Annotated in this window: 18 protein-coding genes; 11 read left to right on the top strand and 7 right to left on the bottom strand. The window is 70.8% G+C overall.

Annotated features, from left to right (window positions below; translation table 11 throughout):
* Nucleotides 1-57: 57 nt before the first annotated feature.
* From serS to ACWDD9_RS28420, 4 genes are all read right to left on the bottom strand, one after another.
* The gene (gene serS, locus ACWDD9_RS28435) at nucleotides 58-1,344 is read right to left on the bottom strand and encodes a serine--tRNA ligase (RefSeq protein WP_449813103.1); all 1,287 of its coding nucleotides are present in this window, start codon (nucleotides 1,342-1,344) and stop codon (nucleotides 58-60) included.
* Nucleotides 1,345-1,839: 495 nt separating this feature from the next.
* Nucleotides 1,840-3,552 carry a carbamoyltransferase family protein gene (locus tag ACWDD9_RS28430; RefSeq protein WP_449813102.1) on the bottom strand — a complete coding sequence of 571 codons (1,713 nt, stop codon included), beginning with the start codon at nucleotides 3,550-3,552 and terminating at the stop codon, nucleotides 1,840-1,842.
* Nucleotides 3,553-3,631: 79 nt separating this feature from the next.
* Entirely contained in the window at nucleotides 3,632-4,447 is an 816-nt protein-coding gene (locus ACWDD9_RS28425; protein ID WP_449813101.1) for a hypothetical protein, read from the bottom strand.
* Nucleotides 4,444-5,514: a radical SAM protein gene (locus ACWDD9_RS28420; protein WP_449813100.1), complete on the bottom strand. Its 1,071-nt coding sequence runs from the start codon at nucleotides 5,512-5,514 to the stop codon at nucleotides 4,444-4,446. Before ACWDD9_RS28420 ends, ACWDD9_RS28425 begins: the two co-directional genes overlap by 4 nt.
* 578 nt (nucleotides 5,515-6,092) lie before the next feature.
* Between ACWDD9_RS28420 and ACWDD9_RS28415 the strand changes: the two genes are divergently transcribed.
* The 3 genes from ACWDD9_RS28415 (at nucleotide 6,093) to ACWDD9_RS28405 (ending at nucleotide 8,320) form a co-directional block, all read left to right on the top strand.
* Entirely contained in the window at nucleotides 6,093-6,245 is a 153-nt protein-coding gene (locus ACWDD9_RS28415) for a hypothetical protein (protein ID WP_359817051.1), read from the top strand.
* 81 nt (nucleotides 6,246-6,326) lie between these two features.
* Nucleotides 6,327-7,526: a JmjC domain-containing protein gene (locus ACWDD9_RS28410; protein WP_449813099.1), complete on the top strand. Its 1,200-nt coding sequence runs from the start codon at nucleotides 6,327-6,329 to the stop codon at nucleotides 7,524-7,526.
* Nucleotides 7,527-7,546: 20 nt separating this feature from the next.
* Complete coding sequence (locus tag ACWDD9_RS28405; protein ID WP_449813098.1) at nucleotides 7,547-8,320, top strand: aldo/keto reductase; 774 nt, start codon at nucleotides 7,547-7,549, stop codon at nucleotides 8,318-8,320.
* Here ACWDD9_RS28405 and ACWDD9_RS28400 read toward each other — a convergent pair.
* The 3 genes from ACWDD9_RS28400 to ACWDD9_RS28390 are packed head-to-tail and all read right to left on the bottom strand — an operon-like array spanning nucleotide 8,308 to nucleotide 11,330.
* The gene (locus tag ACWDD9_RS28400) at nucleotides 8,308-9,165 is read right to left on the bottom strand and encodes a hypothetical protein (RefSeq protein WP_449813097.1); all 858 of its coding nucleotides are present in this window, start codon (nucleotides 9,163-9,165) and stop codon (nucleotides 8,308-8,310) included. The two genes, ACWDD9_RS28405 and ACWDD9_RS28400, sit on opposite strands and share 13 nt — an antisense overlap.
* Nucleotides 9,166-9,222: 57 nt before the next feature.
* Nucleotides 9,223-9,945 carry an HAD family hydrolase gene (locus ACWDD9_RS28395; RefSeq protein WP_449813096.1) on the bottom strand — a complete coding sequence of 241 codons (723 nt, stop codon included), beginning with the start codon at nucleotides 9,943-9,945 and terminating at the stop codon, nucleotides 9,223-9,225.
* A gap of 2 nt (nucleotides 9,946-9,947) precedes the next feature.
* Nucleotides 9,948-11,330, bottom strand: coding sequence for a helix-turn-helix domain-containing protein (locus ACWDD9_RS28390; protein ID WP_449813095.1), 1,383 nt, complete (start codon nucleotides 11,328-11,330; stop codon nucleotides 9,948-9,950).
* A gap of 528 nt (nucleotides 11,331-11,858) precedes the next feature.
* On the opposite strand from ACWDD9_RS28390, the gene ACWDD9_RS28385 reads away from it, so the two are divergent.
* From ACWDD9_RS28385 to ACWDD9_RS28350, 8 genes are all read left to right on the top strand, one after another.
* Nucleotides 11,859-12,833: a hypothetical protein gene (locus ACWDD9_RS28385; protein WP_449813094.1), complete on the top strand. Its 975-nt coding sequence runs from the start codon at nucleotides 11,859-11,861 to the stop codon at nucleotides 12,831-12,833.
* 44 nt (nucleotides 12,834-12,877) lie between these two features.
* Entirely contained in the window at nucleotides 12,878-14,377 is a 1,500-nt protein-coding gene (locus ACWDD9_RS28380; protein WP_449813093.1) for an amino acid permease, read from the top strand.
* A 32-nt stretch (nucleotides 14,378-14,409) separates the two neighbouring features.
* On the top strand, nucleotides 14,410-15,810 hold the full coding sequence (locus ACWDD9_RS28375) for a glutamine synthetase family protein (protein WP_449813092.1): 1,401 nt from the start codon (nucleotides 14,410-14,412) through the stop codon (nucleotides 15,808-15,810).
* Nucleotides 15,811-15,895: 85 nt separating this feature from the next.
* Complete coding sequence (locus tag ACWDD9_RS28370) at nucleotides 15,896-17,428, top strand: Mur ligase domain-containing protein (RefSeq protein ID WP_449813091.1); 1,533 nt, start codon at nucleotides 15,896-15,898, stop codon at nucleotides 17,426-17,428.
* Nucleotides 17,429-17,457: 29 nt separating this feature from the next.
* Nucleotides 17,458-17,979, top strand: coding sequence for a hypothetical protein (locus ACWDD9_RS28365; protein ID WP_449813090.1), 522 nt, complete (start codon nucleotides 17,458-17,460; stop codon nucleotides 17,977-17,979).
* Complete coding sequence (locus tag ACWDD9_RS28360) at nucleotides 17,976-18,227, top strand: hypothetical protein (protein WP_449813089.1); 252 nt, start codon at nucleotides 17,976-17,978, stop codon at nucleotides 18,225-18,227. Before ACWDD9_RS28365 ends, ACWDD9_RS28360 begins: the two co-directional genes overlap by 4 nt.
* A gap of 63 nt (nucleotides 18,228-18,290) precedes the next feature.
* The gene (locus ACWDD9_RS28355; RefSeq protein ID WP_449813088.1) at nucleotides 18,291-18,626 is read left to right on the top strand and encodes a hypothetical protein; all 336 of its coding nucleotides are present in this window, start codon (nucleotides 18,291-18,293) and stop codon (nucleotides 18,624-18,626) included.
* A complete protein-coding gene (locus tag ACWDD9_RS28350; RefSeq protein WP_449813087.1) occupies nucleotides 18,623-19,072 on the top strand; it encodes a hypothetical protein in 450 nt (149 codons plus the stop codon). Before ACWDD9_RS28355 ends, ACWDD9_RS28350 begins: the two co-directional genes overlap by 4 nt.
* Nucleotides 19,073-19,074 lie beyond the last annotated feature (2 nt).

Genomic DNA, 19,074 nt, shown 5'->3' with positions numbered 1-19,074 from the left:
GTGGTGGCCCGGACAGGACGTCGCCGGACCGGACGTGGTGCGTCGGCGTCCGGTCGGCTATCCGGCTGTTGCCGGGGCCAAGGACTCGCGGCCGAGCCAGCGCCGCAGTACCTCCGGTACCGTGACGGTGCCGTCCGGTTTCTGGTGCTGCTCCAGCAGGGCCGGCACCAGGCGGCTGGTGGCCAGCCCGGAGCCGTTGAGGGTGTGCACGTAGGCGGCCTTGCCTGCTGCGGGGCGGTAGCGGATGTTGCCGCGCCGGGCCTGGTAGTCCCGGGCGTTGGACACCGAGCTCACTTCGACGTAGCCGTCGATGCTGGGCAGCCAGACCTCGACGTCGAAGGTCTTGGCCATCGAGGCGCTGGTGTCCTCGGCGGCGAGGCGGGTGATGCGGTGGTGCAGGCCGAGCGCCTCGACCAAGTCGGCTGCCTTGGCCAGGAGTTCCTGGTGGGCGGTGTCGGAGTGGTCGGGGTGTGCGAACTGGAACATCTCGACCTTGTTGAACTGGTGGCCGCGAAGGGTCCCGCGGTCGGCGGCGCGGTAGCTGCCGGCCTCGCGCCGGTAGCACGGCGAGTAGGCGACGTACTTGCGCGGCAGTTCGGACTCTGCCAGGACCTCGTCGCGGTGCAGGTTGACCAGGGCTGTCTCCGAGGTCGGCAGCAGGAACCGCTGCGGTCCGGCCGGACCCTGTTCGAGCGCGAAGACGTCCTCGGCGAACTTGGGGAACTGGCCCGCGGTGTAGCCGGCCTGGTAGGTCAGCAGGTGGGGCGGCAGGATCAGCTCGTAGCCGTCCTGAACGTGGGTCTCGATGAAGAAGTTGAGCAGCGCCCATTCGAGCAGGGCGCCGTTTCCGCGGTAGACCCAGTTGCCGGTGCCGCCGAGCTTGACGCCGCGCTCGTAGTCGATCAGGCCGAGTCGGCGAGCCAGGTCGACGTGGTTGTGCGGCTCGAAGTCGAAGGCGGGCCGGACGCCGTGCTCGCGGACGACCTGGTTCTGCTCCTTGCCTCCGGCCGGCACGTCCTCGTCTGGCAGGTTGGGCAGTTGGTCGAGGAATGCCTGACGCTCGCCGGCCAGGGCCGTGAGCTGCTCCTCCAGGGCGTCAAGACGGGTACCGAGTTCGGTTGCCTCGGTGCGCTTGGCGACGGCGGCCGGGTCCGCCCGGTTGAGCCGCGCGATCTCGCGAGAGAGCTGCTTGCGCTCGGCGCGCAGCGTCTCGACCTCTGTCATGCCGTGCCGGTACTTCTCGTCCAGGGCGAGGAAGTCGCCGAGGTCGATGTGAACGGCTCGCTTCGCCAGCGCGCGTTCGACGCGCCGGGGGTGCTCGCGGATGACGGTGATGTCCAACATTTCGGGTCCCATCGATCAGTCGGAGTCCGACGTGATCCCTTGGGAGCGTGGGCGAGAAGGGAACTCGCGGTGCCACCACGCCTTCGCCGCCCCAGGGGGACGGCCTCGACAGCTCGATAACGGGAGCGAACCGGCGGGGCATTGGGCCGAAGCCGACCGTTCCTCCCCGCACTCGGGAGGGGATTCGCCACAGGACGCGAGGCTGCCTTCCCAGCTGCCGGCAGCTCTCTCGGCTCGCGTGCCCTGCGGCTACTTGTCTCCGTCAGCGCGTTGCCCAGAGGATAGAACGCCCGGGCGCCGCGAGCAACGCCGAATCGCTGTCCAGATTCGGCCGATCACTCTGAGTGGCGGCCAGGTGATCGGCGCGGGCCGGTGCCGCGCCGGCTCCGCAGCCGCGTCGACGGGTCAGGGCGAGGGCGGCGCTGAGGCCGGGTGCACGGCCTTCCTGGGCGGGGCTCTCATTTCACCGCTCTGTACAAGGGAGGTCGGAGTGGTTCAACGGGTGCTCTCCTCGACGACGAACGGGCCGACCACGAGTGCGTCCAGGCCACACCTCAGGAAGGTCGCCACCGCATCGCTCGGGGTGCAGACGATCGGCTCGTCCGCGCCGTTGAACGAGGTGTTCAGCACGACGGGCAGGCCCGAGAGCTGGCTGTAGGCATCGATGACGTTCCACAGCAGAGGGTTTGTGTCCCGGTGCACCGTCTGAACGCGGGCAGAGCCGTCCACATGGACCACGGCTGGGAGGCGAGCTCGCTGGTGCCGGTGCACGGCGGCGGTCGCCAGCATGTACGGGTAGACGAGTGCGCCGGCCGACGGCAGGGCGAAGAAGTCGTCGGCGCGCTCCGCCAGTACGGCCGGCGCGAACGGGCGGAACGCCTCCCGCTGTTTGATCATGGAGTTGATCCGGGCGGCGGTCGTGGCGTGCTGGGGAGAGGCCAGGATGCTGCGGGCTCCCAGTGCCCGCGGTCCGAACTCCATGCGGCCCTGGAACCAGCCGATCACCTTCTCCGCTCTCAGCAGCCGCGCGGCGTCCCGGTGCGGCTCGGCCGTGCGCCGCACCCGGTACCGGCCGGCGGGAATGCCGCTCAGCGCCGAACGGATGGTCCCCTCGTCGTAGGACGGGCCGAGGAAGGCATGCCGAAGCGGGTGCCGGACCGGGCTGGCCGCTGCGGCCAGCGCCGCGCCGATGGAGGTGCCGGCGTCGCCTGCTGCGGGCTGGATGAAGATCCGGTCGAACCGGCCCGAGGCGATCACGGTGGCATTGGCGACGCAGTTGAGTGCGACGCCGCCGGCCAGGCAGAGCGATCGTTTCGGCACGAGGCATTGGGCGAAGGCGAGGTAGGAGCCGACCAACTGCTCCAGGAGGTGCTGGAGGGCGCGGGCGATGTCGCGGTGCCGATCGGTGATCTCGTCCTCGGCGCGCCGGGGCGGGCCGAGGAGTTCGACCAGGGCCGGGCCGAACAGGCTGCGGCGGGCGCTGGGCCGACGGTGGTGGTCGAAGTAGCGCAGGTCCAGGTGCAGTCGGCCGGTGCGCTGGTCGAACCGGGCAAGGCGCTGGATCCGGTCGAGGTACCGCGGGCCTCCGTAGGCCGCCAGGCCCATCACCTTGTACTCGTCACTCTGCGGCCGGAAGCCGAGATACCGGGTCAGGGCGCTGTACAGGTATCCGAACGAGTGCGGGTACAGGATGTGATGGCGCCGTGTCATCCGGCCGTTGCTGCCGTCGTAAATCGCAGCGGTCTCGTACTCGCCGCGGCCGTCGAGGGTGACGACCAGGGCGTCATCGAAGGGCGAGGGCAGGTAGGCGCTGGCGGCGTGCGCATGGTGGTGCGGCACGGGCATGAGCGGCAGACGATCCGGTAGCAGGCTGCTGCGGCGAACCGTGTCGTGCAGGCGGCGGCGCGTGCGGTACTTGTCCAGGTCCGACAGCAACGAACCGATCGACGCCGGTGTGCCGTAGCGCAGGTTCGACGGCGCCAGGAGAAGGTGGAGCTTCGGGTCGACGAACAACGCTGCCTGGTCGAGGTCCCGCGGGTGGGTGCCGGTCAGGCTCAGGCAGGCCCGGATCGCCTGCTCGGGGAACACCTTCGTGTTCTTGATCCGGTTCAGGCGTTCCTCTTCGACAGCGGCGACCACCGTCCCGTCGTGAACGATGGCCGCCGCCGCGTCGTGGGTCCCGAAGTTCAGCCCCAGGGTCAGAGTCAACAGCGCACGCCGATCCGTTCACGGCCTCCCGCGCACGGGCGCAGGCTCTCGGGGACCGTTCGTGGTAGGACGAGGTCGATCACGACGCGGCCTCCTTGAGCCCGGTGCCGGCGGTACGGGGACCCGGCAACCTTGATCGTGGCGAGTTCCGGAAGGTGTCGACCACCTCATGGACATGGTCCGGTGAGGACATGGTGATGGCGATGGTCTCCACCCGCGGCTCACGGAGCACCCAGGCAAGTGGGCGGAGCCTGCTACCGGCGCTGCCGGCACGCGGGTCGATCAGAGCCCCGCGGTTGAGAGGCGACATCCCGACGAAGCCTCGGCCGGCCTGCGAGATCTGAGCCAGATGGGAAATCGGCCAGGAGGACGCGAGGTGGTACTGGGCCGCGATGGCCGTGATCGGCCCCTCCCGCAGGGCGGCGCGGACGGAGGTGGGGCCGTGGCAGTAGGCGTAGACCGCGCCGACCCGACCTGAGGCGAACGCCACCTGAGCGCCGTACCGGTAGAACTCCCTCAACGCCCGCTGATCGTTCAGCAATTCAGGCTGCCCGGTGCGTTTGAGATCTACTTGGAGCACCACGGCATCGATCCGGCCGATACCCAGCTGGCCGGCGGACATCTCGATGGCCGTGTTGACGCGAGCCTCCAGATCACCCCGCAGCGGGCACTCCGCCTTGACCAGGTGACGGATCCCGACGACCGGGCCGACCTCGTCCAGTACCTCCCGCACCGCCCACTGCGTGCCGAGGTGCGGGTTGGAGTGGATCGTGCGCACCCCGGCGGCCAGCGCGGTGCGCAAAGCGTCCAGGCCGGGCTGCGAGTCCTTGCCAGGCCGCAGACGTCCGGCCACGAACGTCGAGGTGCCGAAGCACAGGCGTTCCAGGCCCGTCACATCTCACCCCGTGCTTCCAGCGTCTCGCGGGTCAAGATGGTGCGGAAGTGCGCGATCGACTTCTGCTTACCGACGACCTTGTCGAACCGCAGCTCGCCGAGCTGGTCGCGGTAGTGCTTGCGGTTCGGGTTGTCGATGTCGAACTGCTCGCTGTCGCGGTAGCCCGTCAGCCGCTTGAACGTCTCCCGCTTCTCATCCAGCGACATCCCCCACAGGACCGGCGGGTTCTTCTGGCTGATGCAGACCGTCGTCATCCCGTTCGGGCTGATCCGCAGCTTCCAGCAGCCGCCGCACGGGTAGTCCCAGGAGAACATCGCGAGCACCGCGACCTTCACGCCGGTGTCGCCGATCTCGTAGTAGTTGTAGCTCGGGTTGTCGCCCTCGATCGACTCGCGCCGCACCGGCCGCAGTTCACCCGCCCTTGCGAGCGCTTCGAGGATCGCCGACTCCTCCACGAACTGGTTCTTCCAGAACGCCTCGCCCTCGGCGCCGAGCTGGGCGGGGTTGGAGGGGAAGAACTGGTTCAGCTTGATCGCCAGTTGGCCCGCCCCTCCGCTGTTGTTCAGCTCACGGGCGTAGTCGATGAAGGCGGGCAGCTCGTGGAGGGTGTCGCGCATCGTCACGCACGAGATCTTCGTCAGGGTCGGCAGCAACTCGACCGACCGCTCGATGCTGCGCAGCGTGTCGCTGTGAAAGCCCCTCCGGGTGATCAGCAGGTTGCGCTGCTCGTCCAGGGTGTCGATGCTGACGATCGCCCGGGTCAGGCCGGCGTCGACCGCCTCCTCGATGAAGTGGTGCAGGCGGTAGCCGTTGGTCGTGACGATCTGCTGCTCGTAGCCGATCGCCTTGCCGGCGCGCAGCAGGTCCACGAAGTCCCTGCGTACCGTCGGCTCCCCGCCGGTGTAGTGGACCCTGCGGAAGCCGATGTCGTAGCCGGCCTGGAGGACCTCGATCGCCTCCTCCAGCGAAGGCTGGACGATGACCCCTTGCTTCCCCTCCGGCAGGCAGTACTGGCAGCGGATGTTGCAGCGGGACGTAATGCCGAACCGGAGGTTCCATTTGCGCATACCGGGCGAGTACCGGCTTCCCATGACCTTCAGGGAATTCTTCCTGATCTCGTTTTCCACGGGCATCTGCCTTTCAAGAGAAAGTGAAGTCCAGGAGGAGTGCTGCGCAGATTGAAATCAGCTCCAGAAGCTGGCGCCGTATCTCGGGTTTCGATTTCCTTACGCCATCAAAACCGAGAATCCCCCCGATTCTGGCGGGCCTTATGGGTGCCTTCCAACCACGTTCCGGGACGTTCCAGGGACGTCCCGAGACGTATCCGCTGGGGGCCGCCCCTGGCGTACCCACCTGTCCTATCCTTCGGAGGTGGCAGCGCAGGGCCGGGCCCTACTGCTGTGAGCAGCGGGGAGACTGGATCAAGGATCCTGGCGCGGAGATGCGTGCTGCCCAGCCTGACTAGCGGTTTGCGTAAGCAGGGCTCGATGACGCTATGCCTGGAGGTCGAAGTTCCGCATTCGCAGGGAAATATGACCCCAAGTAACGGCCGCTTGATGATGAGCAATCAGCGCGAGGCCGCCGGTAGGCGACGCCTTGTACGCCGTCCGCCTCCGCTAGCCCGGGGGCATGAGAGGAGCGAAAAATGGCAGGTCAACCGGATGAGGAACTGTTGCTCGCGGTCGATGAGCTGGGGGCGGTGCACGACCGGTACGACAGCCTCCGCTCGGACAACGCCGGCTCCGGCGGCGACGACCCGTGGCCCGGAGGCGACGGCAATCTGCACGACAGCGAGTGAGTGAGCCGGCTGGTGGGCGTACCGGTATCCGGACGCCCACCAGCCGGTACGGCCTGGTGATCGAGTTCAGGGGAGGTTCGCGTGGAACACAAGTTGATCAGGGCCGTGGAGTCGGCTCTGGGCTGGGCGGGACCGGAACGGGTCGGTGATCGGTTCGCGAGGGGACACACGGGGGTCGAAGACCTGTCGAGGCGGTTGCTCACCCCGCAACGGCTGCTCGACCTGGTGATGCGGCGCAGTCTCGCCCGCCCGCAGTTCCGGGTGTTCCAGGAAGGTGTGGAGGTCCATCCGGCGGTCTACTTCACGGACAGCGTCAGCCCCCGGGGCCAGAGCATCTCCTTGGTCAACATGAACGCCCTGGGGCGGCTGATCAGCGAGGGCGCGACGCTGATCCTCGACCAGGCGAACGTCGCCGATCCGACGCTGGAGGTAGCCTGCCGCGCGCTGCAGTGGTGGAGCCAGGAGCGGGTCCAGGTGAACGTCTACTGGACTACCGGCGAGGCGGAGGGGTTCCCGCTGCACTGGGATGACCACGACGTGATCGTCGTCCAACTGGCGGGCGAGAAGGGCTGGGAGGTCCGTGGTACTTCGCGAACCGCGCCGATGTACCGGGACGCCGACCCGAACTCCACGCCGAGCGAGGAGGTGATCTGGTCGGGACTGCTTCGCGCCGGCGAGGTGATGCACATCCCGCGGGGCCACTGGCACCGGGCCACTCGTGTCGGCCATGGGGACACCGGTCACTCGCTGCACGTCACCTTCGGCATCACCAGGCGGACCGGGGCCAGTTGGATGGCCTGGCTCGGCGACTGGTGCCGCGAGCACGAGGTCTTCCGGCACGATCTCGACCGCGCTCCGGGTGCCGACGCCAGCCAGTTGATCGCCGCCGCGCAGGAGCTGGTGGAGTCGCGGCCTCCGGCCGCGTTCCTCAGCGACTACCAGCGGACCGCCGCGCCGGCTCGGCAGGTGCCGCACCTGGACGTACTCGGCCCACTCACGGCGGCGGTCTGCACCACGAACTTCCGCCCGGAAATCCGTCCGGGTGACAGCGTGGTGGAGGTGACTGCGGCCGGTCGACGTCTCAGCTTTGCCGCGAAGGCGGAGCCCGCGCTGCGACTGCTGCTCAGCGGACACCCCGTGGTCCTGGCGGAGGCCGAGGCCGCTGTTGGCACCGAGGTACATGCGGTGGCTGGCCTGCTGGCGAAGGAGGGGTTGTGCGCGCCGCTGACCGACGAGTTGTTCTCGGGCTACACCGGTCTCGTCACGAACGCCACCTCCTGACGGAGGCGCTGGATCACGGGGTGACCGCGATCGACACCGCGTTCAACTACCTGGGCTTCACCTCGCACGCCACGCTCGCCGACGTGGGCGGGGACCTGCTGTCCGGCTTCACGGTCTCCACCAAGGTCGGCTACTTCCCGGCCGCCGGCGGCCGGGCGCGGCACAGCCTCGATCCGGTGGAGCTTCGCGCCGCGCTGGAGCAGACGATTCGGGACCTGGGGCGTGCACCGGACGTGGTGTTCCTGCACAACCCGGAAGCCTCGCTCACGGCCGGTGAACGAGGCGAGGAGCAGTTGGTCGCCGCCTGCGCTGTCCTGGCCGAAGCGGTGACGGCCGGGTCTTGTGGGGCGTGGGGGATCGCGACGTGGAATCCGCGCGCCGTCGCCACGCTCGGTGCCTCGCTTCCGGTCGCGCCGGACGTCCTGATGGTCCGATCCGGGCTGCTCGTCGGCCACGAGGTCCTGGCCACTGGTGAAGTCCTCGCCCGGGGATGGGGTATTCCGGCCGAACGCCGCTGGGGCATGAGCCCGTTCGGCGGGAACCTTGCCAGTCCGCCCTGGCGTCGGAGCGACCCGCGTCTCTTCCTGGCCGGTGCCGCGGGTGAGTCGACTCCGGTGCAGGCGGCCTTCCGGGTCGCCTTCGAGCTGCCGCTGGTGGGCGCGGTCGCGGTCGGCACCGACAGGCCGGATCATCTGCGCGAGCTGGTCGATGCCGCCGGGCTGGAGGTCAACGCCGGGTACATCGACGGGTACCGGCGTCTGCTGGCCGAGCGGGCCGCCCGTCAGAGTGGTTGAAGCGCGCGGATCAGCTGCTCGGCCTCCAATCGGGCCGGGGCTACCCGGGGGTCGTCCGGGCGGGCGTGAGGGCCGGCGATCTTCGCCAGCACGAAGAGGCGCATCACCATGCCGTCGCGACTCTCAAGGTCCGCCCGGCGCTCGCGGCGTACGCGGTCCGCGAGCGCCGGGACGGCGAGGGATGCAGCCAGCAGCGACGCGGAGTCCAGGCCGTGCGGCGCCATCCCCCAGTCCTCCCAGTCGAACAGGCAGAACTCGGGACCGGTGACGTTCGCCCAGTTCAGGTCGGCGTGCGCCGCAGACCACGAGAGCACCTGGGTGTTCACCGCCAGGGGGAAGGCGGTGCGGATTACCTGATCGACCAGCTGCTGGGTGATCGGCTCGGTGTCCGGCGTCGCCACCCTGGACGTGGGCTGGGCGGCGAGCGCGTCCAGGGAGGCGTTCAGGGCCTTCCACCAGCCGTCCGGAAGCTCGGGATCGGTGGCCAGGACGGCTGTGCCGACCGGACTGCCCGGAATGCGCGACGTCTCGTCCGCTCGCCAGATCGCCCCGTCACCTGCGTCGCGCCACGCCACCGAACTCACCCAGCGGGGCATCGCCACGCCGGTCAGCACGGCAGCGGTTTCGGTGCCGGCCCAGCCCTGCTCTCTGGCCCTCGTCCACGGACGACGCTCGATGCGGACCCAGGTGTCCCGATCGGTTCCCGCTCCGACCGACCGGCGCTTCCTGACGATGCTGGTCCGGTCGAGTGCTGTGCCGAGGCGCTGCTCGACCAGTTCGAGGATGCAGTCGACTGGTTCCTTCCGGAGGTCCAGCGCGCGGCCGTCTGCTACGGAGAGCGTCATGGTGGTGACGGTAGCAGGCCGACGAGGGGCGGCTGTGCGGGTGGCGCCGCTGCCGAACTACTGACGGCGGGCCGTGAGTTCTGCGATGGCGCGGAGTACGGCCTGTGGGTCGCGCAGGCTGTGGAGGACACGGTCCGCCCCGGCGCCTGTGAGCTGGCCGGCCGTGGTGGTGCCGGAGGCGACAGCGATCACGCCTGCTCCGCCTTCCGCTCCGGTCCGCACGTCTTCGAGCGAGTCCCCGATGATGACCGTGTTCGATCGGCCGAAGGTCTTCCCATGGCGGGCGGCGGCTCGGCGCTGGGCGACGCCGACCAAGGCCGGCCGGTGGGAGTCGTCGGAGGCGAAGCCGCCAACGGTGAGGTCGACGTACTGATCAAGGCCGAAGGCGCGGAGTTTGATCTCCGCGTTCTGCTGCAAGTTGCCGGTGACCACGGTGGGCACAAGGCCCGGGTGGGCATCGACTGCTGCGAGTGCGGCGGTGGCACCAGGCATGAGCTGGCCTCCCGCGCGCAGCTGCTCGGCTTTCGCGGCAAGGAGCCTGGGCAGGAGCTCGACGATCTGCTCTGCGAACAGCTCCAGGTCCCGGTGGTCGACGTCGTTGGCCGTGAGCAGTTCCCGTACCGCCAGCGGCATCGTGCGGCCGGTGCCGCGTTCGGGAAGCTTCGTCGCGTCGCGTCCGACGACCTGGCGGAACGCCTCGCGGTAAACGGCGCGGTCGGTCTCGCCGACGTACACCAGGGTGCGGTCGATGTCCCACAGAACGAGCACGGTGCTGGTCACGGTCACGACTCCTTCGTCGCCATCACTTGTCGTGACCGTTCTATCAGCTCGTTCGACCGCGGGCCGGGGATGGCCTGGAGGTGCTCCACGGTCTGCTCCAGGTGCTCGGTCAGCCTGGCCGACCGGACCTTCGACGCGAGGGTGAAAGCGGCGTCTGCGGCCATGAAGCCTCCGTCCCGATCGTCGGCGAGAAGGTGGGCGGAGGCAGCCCGCGATGCGAACAACGCCCGCGTCCGCAGGTCCGCGGGGTTCAGGGTGGAGGCGGCCTGCTCGAAGTGGTCTGCCGCGGTCTTGTGCTCGCCGAGTTGGAGGTAGCAGCTGCCGGTCTGGCCGAGGATCTCGCCCCAGTTCATCCAGTAGAGCCAGCCCGGGTCATGCTCGGCCGGGCCGAGCCGCTCCAGTTCGGCAGCCAGTCCGAGCGCCCGCAGACATGCCTGTCGCTCCCCGAGCTTGGCATGCCCCCGCGCCTGACGGGTCAGGAGCATGGCCTCAAGGTGCGAGGAGCCGAGGGTGCGGACCTTCTCTCTGGCGGCCTGCATCGCGGTCACGGCGTCGCGGGGGTCGCCGATCGAGTAGCTCTGGATGGCCAGGTAGGACAGAGCGCCGGCGCCGTACCGGGGATCCCCGGAGGCATGGGCAGGTCGGAGTGCTGCGAGGAGGGCTCGCTGGGCCAGTACGTGGTGTCCGGCGTCGAAGTGGAACCATCCGAGCTGGGTTGCGGTGTCGGCGGCGATGCCGGCTAGGCGCTGCCCGATCTCCTCGGTGTAGCTGGCCGACTTCAACGTCTCGTACAGGACGCTGAGATGGGCACGGGCAAGGCCCGCGACCAGGCCGCTGCCGGAGCTGGCGTCCATGGTGCGCAGGCTGTCGATCGTCCCCTGGAGGCTATCAACGAGCGCTTGGGTCACCTGCGCTCCACCGAGCGCGCGTTCAAGGGGCTCGGCGTCGGCGATTCCCCACTGGTGGATGTAGGCGGAGAGGGCGGTTTCGGCTAGGAGCAGGAAGTGGCGGCGATTCGGACGCATGGGCATGGCGGCAGGCTCCCCTCGCATCGCGTCGTGCAGTGCCGCCACCATACGGCGGGCCGTCCACGACCCGGCGGTGTCGCCATGAGCAGGGAGTGAACTGACGTTTCGTTCTGGGGCAGACGGGTCCGCAGTCGTGCGCAGCGGGAGCCTCACCAGATCGGCCGGAGCGCCAACCGCGTCGAGGAACTCGATGATCCGGTCGATGTGGGTCAACTGCACCCGTCCGGCCTCCAGCCGGGACAAGTAGCCCTGGGTCAGTCCGGTGATCCCCGCCAGATCGTCCTGGCGAAGCGGAACGATCTCCCGGATGCGCTTGCTCAGCTTGCCGAAGTCAAGTTCGGCGAGGCTGTCGCGCACCAGGGCGTCTCGCCACACCCACGCGGGAACGGGCTCGGCCGGTGTCTCGGCGGCCGTCCGCGCGCACGGGCCGCACGCACTGGCGCTGTCGTTGTACCGGCTGAGCGCGCACCCACAACGCTCGCATCGTCGCACCCCCATACCGCCCCTTCCGTCCGCAGGAGCCTTGGCCTCCCACAGGCGGCCCCGTGATCATATTTCAGCGCGAATATGACTACGCGAATGGTCGCCGTCGAACACTCTCAGGCACCTTACTGCGGCGAACAGTTGACCGTGGCGGAGTCTGCGTCCCAGGACGTCCCGCACGCGTCCCCCAGTGGGGTCGCGTCGTCCGGCGAACCGCCGCCACCATCTGACGCAGGGGAAACAGAAGACGCACCCGTCGCCACCAAGTAGGAGCCTCGCCAGTGGGGTTCTACGGCCAAGGCTCGTCGGGCCGATCGCGCTCTGCCCGCGGTGGGCGCGGCCGGGCACCGGTGCCCACGGCGGTCACGTCCACGCTCACGACATGTCTGGAAGGACGGTTCCATGAACGCCGTGCCGCCCACTCGGCCGGTGTACCACCCCGCCGGGCTCGATGCCGGACTTCGGACTGCGGTGGACGATTTGCGGCGCGGCCAGTGGCTGTCGACGCAGCGGCTGCTTGCCGACACCGAGCAGGCGGGTCTTCGGACGTCGCGTACGCAGGTCCTGGCGTTGGTCGCAGCCCGGTCGACGGTGCTCGCCGACTGGGGAGGCGAGGACCCGGTCAACCCGGGGCTGGCCATCCTGCGGACTCGGGTCGCGGTCGAGCACGCCCTGGCCGCGGCCGAGGCCGGTTCGTCGGATGCCGGGCGTCTGGAGCGGGCGGCGCGCGAGTCGTGCTGGGCCGCCGCCGAGGCAGTGCGCTCGGACCCCGTGCCGTGGGTGTGTCTCCTCGCCCTGGCCGTGCTGGACCGTTCCAGGGCGCGCCCCGAGCATCGACAGCGGTCGTCGGACCCGATGCTTCCGCAAGGGCCGTGGGGGCTGCTCGACGAAGCGCGGCGACGCGATCCCGGCAACCGGGAGGCCCACCATCGCATGCTCCGCTACTGGCACCAGGTCTACCGGCCAGCGGCGGCGGACTTCGTGAACGTCGTCATGCCGAGGGTGCCTGCCGGGTCGCCGCTCGCCGCCCTGCCGCTGTACTTGTCGGTCGAGCAGTACCGCGCCGAGCCCAGGCGGAACGCGGTGGTGCTCCGGCAGTGGCTACGGGAGCCGCACTTCTCCCGGGCTCTGCTCGCGTACGAGAGCTGGTCCGCGGCAGCTCCCGGGTCGTGGCCTGTCGCCGATCTCAGCTACCTCGCCCACGCGCTGTGGGCGTCGGCCCAGATGGACGCCGCCGCCGAGGTCTTCGCCGCGCTCGGACAGTTCGCTTCCGGGGCCCCGTGGAGCCTGGTCTCCGACTCGCCTGAGAAGGCGGAGGGCCTGCTGCTGATCGCGCGCCAGCAGGCCTTCGCCGGCCGGGCGACCGCCCTGGCCTGACTCCCCCGTCCTTGCCCACCTTCTCCCCACGGAGGTCGACTTCGATGTCTCCCGTCCACGCCGCTGAGCTGTCCGACGAGGATCGGCTGCGTCAGCTCGGCTACGAGCCCAGGCTGAGCAGGCGGATGGGCGAGTTCGGCAACTTCGCCAGCTCGTTCTCCGTCATCAGCATCCTGTCCGGGTGCATGACGATGTTCGCGTTCGGCCTGAACACCGGTGGTCCGGCGGTGATGTTCTGGGGCTGGATCGGCGTCGGCGCGATGGTCCTCTTCGTCGGCCTGGCGCTCGCCGAGGTGACCTCGGCCTACCCGACGAGCGGAGGCCTGTACTTCATGGCGCACCAGCTCGGCGGCCCGCGGTGGGGCTGGCTGGTCGGCTGGCTCAACCTGCTCGGTCTCCTGGGCGGGATCGCCGGCATCGACTACGGCGCCGCCAGTTTCATCGGAGCCTTCCTCAACCTCCAGTTCGGCTACGAGCCCACCCCGGCAGGCCTGTTCGGGATCTTCGCGGCCGTCCTGCTGCTCCACGCGTTGCTGAACGTGCCGAGCGTGCGCCGGGTCGCCTTCCTCAACAGCGTCTCGGTGTGGTGGCACATCGGCGGTGTCGTGCTGATCGTCGGCGCGCTCGCTATCGTGCCCAGCCACCACCAGGAGGCCGGCTGGGTCGTCGGGCACTTCGTCAACAACACCGGCTGGAGCAACCCGGTCTACGTGAGCGCGATCGGGCTGCTGTTGGCGCAGTACACCTTCTCGGGCTACGACGCGAGCGCGCACATGAGCGAGGAGACCACCAAGGCGGCGGTGTCGGCGCCGCGCGGGATCGTCCGTTCGATCTGGGTGAGCTGGATCGCCGGTGCTGTCCTCCTCGCCGGCATGCTCTTCGCCGTCCAGGACTACGCCGCGGTCCTCGGTACCGCCACCGGCGTGCCGCCGGCTCAGGTCTTCGCCGACGCGCTCGGGACGACCGGGGCGAAGACGCTCCTCGTGGTGGTGATCGTGGCGCAGTTGTTCTGTGGGAACGCGGAGACGGCGGCCAGCAGCCGGATGGTGTTCGCGTTCGCACGGGACGGTGCGCTGCCCGGTTCGGCGTTGTGGAGTCGGGTGTCGGAGCGTACTGGGTCGCCGGTGGCCGGGGTGTGGTTGTCGGTGGGGGCAGCCGCGGTGCTGGCGCTGCCGTCGCTGTACAGCGCGACGGCGTACGGGGCGGTGACCGCCGTGAACGTGGTGGGGATGACTCCGGCGTACGCGGTGCCGATCTACCTGCGGCTTCGCCGGGGCCGGAAGTTCCGGCCCGGGCCGTGGAACCTGGGCCGTCGCGGGCCGCTGATCGGGTGGATCGCGGTGGGCTGGGTGGCGGTGGTGAGCGTGCTGGTGTGCTTGCCGCAGTCGTTCCCGGTGACGGTGGACACGTTCAACTACGCCCCGGTCGCGCTCCTGGCGGTGATGGTGCTGGCGTGGGCGTGGTGGCTCAAGGCGGGGCGCTCGTACGCGCCGCCGGTGCAGCGGTCGGCCGAGCTGGTGGAGCTGACCGAGGAGGTCGTGTGACCAGCCGCCGCTCGGGTCGTCCGAAGGCGGCGATGCGGGCAACCCGTTACCGCGGGACCGGCAGCTCGCCGATCGCGGCTTCGCCCACCGGACTGCTGCACCGGCTGGTGGCCGACTTCGGGATTGAGACGGTGCTGCTGGCGGCCGTCGATGTGCAGGGCCGTCTCAAGGGCAAGGAGTACGACGCGGCCGCTCTGGTGGAGCGGCTGCGGTCGGGCCGGCTGGCTCCGGAGATGTGTGGGTACGTGATCGGCACCGACCTCGGGATGACCGCCCCGCGCACCGGGGCGTTCTCGTGGGAATCCGGCTTCGGCGACATCGCTCTGCTGCCCGACACCAGGGGTGCCCGCGTGCTGCCATGGCTGCCGTCCACGGCGGTGGTGCTCGCCGATCCGGTCAGCAAGGGGTGGCCGCACCCGCTGGCCCCGGTCACCGTGCTGGCCGAGCAGCAGGAGCGCCTGGCCGGTGTCGGCCTGACGGCGATGGTAGGGGTCGAGACGGAGTTCGTGCTCCACGAGGGGACCGCCCGGGATGCGGCGGCGGCTGGCTGGCGCGGGCTTCGCCCCGTCACCTGGGACAACCGCGACTATGCCCTCGACCAGCCGTCGGCGGTGCGGGAGTTCGGGCGCAGGCTCCGGCAGGTCCTGGCCGCCGCCGCCCTGCCGGTGGAGGCGGTCAAGGGCGAGGGCGCGTGTGGCCAGCTGGAGGTGACCTTCCCGTACGGCCCGGTCCGCGAGGCGTGCGAGCGGCACGTGCTGTTCAAGCACGCCGCGAAGACGGTCGCGGACGAGCAGGGCATGGTGGCGTCGTTCATGGCGGCTCCGGCCACCGGGGTCGGCAGCGGCCTGCACCTGCACGTCTCGCTGCACGATGTCGACGGCCGGCCGGTCCTGGCCGCCGACCCGCAGGACGGGACGGTGCTGTCGGAGCTGGGCGAGCAGGCGGTGGCAGGGCTGCTGACGGTGCTGCCGCAGACCGGCCCGCTGTGGGCGCCGTACGTGAACAGCTACAAGCGCCTCGGCGACCACTCCTTCGCGCCGGCCCGCTTCGCCTGGGGCCGGGACAACCGCTCGTGCGCGGTGCGGGTGGTCGGGCACGGCCCCAGCCTGCGGCTGGAGGTGCGGCTGCCTGGTGCGGACGCCAACCCGATGCTCGCGCTGGCGGCCGTCCTGGCCGGTGTACGGCACGGCGTCGAGGCTGACCTCAAACCCCCGCCCGCCACCCGCGGCGACGCCTACCTGAACCGTGAAGCGTCGCCCGTGCCGCAGTCCCTGGCCGAGGCGCTTGCTGTCTTCGAGGTCAGCGAGCCGGCCGGTGAGCTGCTCGGCGAGCCGGTGGTCGCGCACCTGGCCCGCGTCGCCCACCTGGAGCTGGAGTACCACGCCGCCCGCGTCACCGACGCGGAGCTGGAGCGCGGTCTCACCCAGGCCTGACGAGCCCCGGGCCGGTCACGGCGCCACACCCCCGGACCCGCGACCGGCCCGGTCCACCCCACCCCTCACCCTGCTGGAGGACTTCATGGAGAGCATGGACGCCGTTTCCGTCCGACCCCGCACGAAGCCCAGGGCGAAGCCCGCCCCCGACCTGCTGGCCAAGGCGCACCTGGTCGACATCGCCGCGCCCGGCATGGAGGGTCTGGCGGTGTGGCTGGCCTCCCGCGGCCTGGACGTCACCGGCAGCATCGGCCCCGCCGACCAGGACGGCCCGGCCGCCGCCCGGCTGCGCGAGGCCGGCGTGAGCGTGGCGGTCGGCCTCGACGCGGGCAACGTCCGGGAGGACCGGACCTGCGTGGTGTGGTCGGGGGTGGTGGCCGCCGCGCACCCCGAACTCGATCGCGCCCAGGAGCTGAAGCTGCCGGTGCTCGACCGCGTGCACGCGCTCGCCTCGCTGACGGCGGGCTTCGGCGGCCGGCTGGTGGCCGTCGGCGGCAGCCACGGCACCGCGACGGCGGCGGCGGTGCTCGCCGCCGCGCTGGACGACGGGCGCACCGGCTGGATCCTCAACGCCCCCGCCCAGGGCGGCCCGCCGGGGCACGGCGGCGACCGGCGGCTGGTGGTGGACCTGTGCCCGGACACCTCCACGCACGAGGCCGCTCCCCTTGGGCCCTGGAGCTACCACCCTGGCACCGCGCACCGGTACCGGCGGCCGCGACCCGCGGTCACGCTGATCACCAGCGCCACCCGGAACGCGCCGCACTTCGAGGACACCATCGAGGCGCTGAACGACGCCACCAGCCTCGCCCGTTCGTCGGGCACGGTGGTGCTGCCGCTGTGGGACAAGGGCGCCAAGATCGTGCACGAGAGACTCACGGACCGGCCCGACCCCAACGTGGCGGTGGTGACCGTCGGCCTCGCCGAGGACTGCGACGTGTGGGTCCTCACGCCCCGGTGGCTCGGCGGTGAACACCTCCTCACCCTCCACTGCCAGGGTACGAAGCACCAGTTCGTCGTGCCGGTCATCGGCCGCCACCATGCCCTGGCGGCCTGCGCCGCCATCGCCACCGCCCTCGTCGCCGGCGAGGACCCGCAGACGGTGGCGGAGCGCCTCGCCGTCTTCCGCGGCGTCGAGCGCTCGCTGGCCGTGCTCGGCACGCGGGACGGGATCACCGTCGTGGGCTCCCGCTCCCGGCACCCGCGCGAGGTCTCCCAGGACGTCACGGCCGCCCGGACGCTCGCCGAGGGGGACGTGCTCGTCGTCCTGGAGCCGGACGGCATCGCCCGCACCACCGTGCACGCGGACGAGCTCGGAGCCGCTCTCGGCGATGCCGATCGCGCGCTGCTCCTGCCGGTCAGCACTCCGCTGGCTGGACACGACGGGCCCGACCCGCTGGACGCCGTCGAGCGGGCCGCCGTCCGGGCCCTCGGCCCGGGCGCGGTCTACCGCGTCCGATCCGGCCCCTGCGAACCGGGCCCCGAGCACCGGGTCTTCGAGATGACCGCAGAGGGCGACGTCGTCCTGGTCGTCGGGACCGGCCCTCACGCCGAGCGGCTCGGCCCCCGCCTGCTGGACCGCCTCGCCCAGACCGATGCCCTGGGCGCCGACCGCCCGTGAACCCGCCGCCGACCACCGGAGACACCACCATGACCACCACCGCTCTTCCCGCCCACGCCCTGACCAGGCAGCAGGTGCGCCTGCTCGGGCACATCGCCGCCGAGTCCACCGTCCGCACGATCGCTGCCGACCCCGAACTCCCGTGGGGGCCCGGCGCGGTCGACGCCGCCGTCACGGAGCTGCTGACGGCCACCGGCACCCGCACCGCGCCCCACCTCGTCGCCTGGGGCACCGCGCACCGCCTGATCACCGACACCGCGCAGCCCTGTTCCGCCCTCTGCGCCGACATCCGGCTGCCCCGGCGCCTCGACCGTGTCCTGGTGGGCTGGGTCGGCGGGCGCACCACCCCGGAGCTCGAGGCCGACTTCGCCGTCACCGCCGCCACCGTGCGCGGCTACGGCAAGGACTTGCGTGCCTGGCTGGGCGTGGGCACCCAGATCCAGGCGAGCATCGCCGCCGTGCTGGCCGGCCTGGTCCTCTTGAGTGACATCGACCCCACGTGGCCCGCCGAGCCGCTGCACCACGCCGAGCCCCGCGGACAGGCCGCGTGAACTCCCGCCCCACCGGCGGCCGGGCCGCGGTCGGAGCCGTCTGCTTCCTCCTCGGCCTCCAGGTCGGCGCCGCCGTCCTCTACCTCGTCCAGCACCGCACCCGGCTCACCCAGCCGCTCTACCCGGCGATCTTCGCCCTCGCCGCCTTCGGCACCCTGGCCGTCACCGACCGCCTGATCGCCGCTCGTTCCACGCCGAAGCGCCGGACCAGTTCCTCCCAGCAGGACCCGCCTCGGCCAACCGGCTAAGCCGCACCACCCCATGGCGGCCGTTTCGGACCAGGGCCGCACCCCGACAACCCCAGACAGTAGATGAGCACCTTACGACCTGCCGACGGACTGGCGGCCCGCGATCTGGACCGCCGCCTGATCAACCGCACGGGCGTCCTCATCGACGCCAACGCCCTCGTCCAACTGCCCGCCGACCGCTTGTCCGGCGCCGACCCGTTCCTCCTGGCCACAGGCGCCCCCGTGTCGGCTACCACTCCCGCCCCGCTGCTGCGGCTGCTGATGCGCGCGGGCTCCATGGCCGTCCCCTGTGCCCTGGTCACCGAGACCCTCGGGACCAAGTCCCGCACTCACGCAGTCGTCATGGTCCTCCTGCATAACAGCCCCGGCCCGGCCACCGTCTCCGGCGGTGCCCGATGAGGCTGGTCGAGTACCCGGAGCCGTTCACCCCCGACGGTAGCCCGACGCTGTACCTGGCCCCTTCGGACGCTGGCCGTCCGGGCTGGCGGAGCGAGGCCATCGCCCTGCTGGAGGCGGCCGGTTTCACCGGCACCGTCCTCAACCCCCAGCCCGCCTCCACCGCGGAAGCGCCGTCCGGCTGGCAGGAGCACAACCTGCGGCGCTTCGGCGTCGTCCTCCTGTGGTGCCCGACCGGCGGGCAGCAGGTGCGCGACGTCCGGCAGCGGTTCCTGCGCCTCTCGCGCACCGCGCTGGTCGTCGGCTGCGACCACGCGGAGCGCGAGCAGCGGTTCGTCCACGCCGAACTCCAGGCCACGATGCCGCGGTTGGCCGTCCACGGCGACCTGGCCGCCACGGTGCGGGCGGCCCTCGACCACCTCAGCGCCCCGGCCGTCACCCAGATCTGAGC

It is taken from the genome of Kitasatospora sp. NPDC001119 (assembly GCF_053598475.1).
Note: the sequence above shows the minus strand (reverse complement) of the source record. Positions and strands in the feature narration are given on the sequence as shown.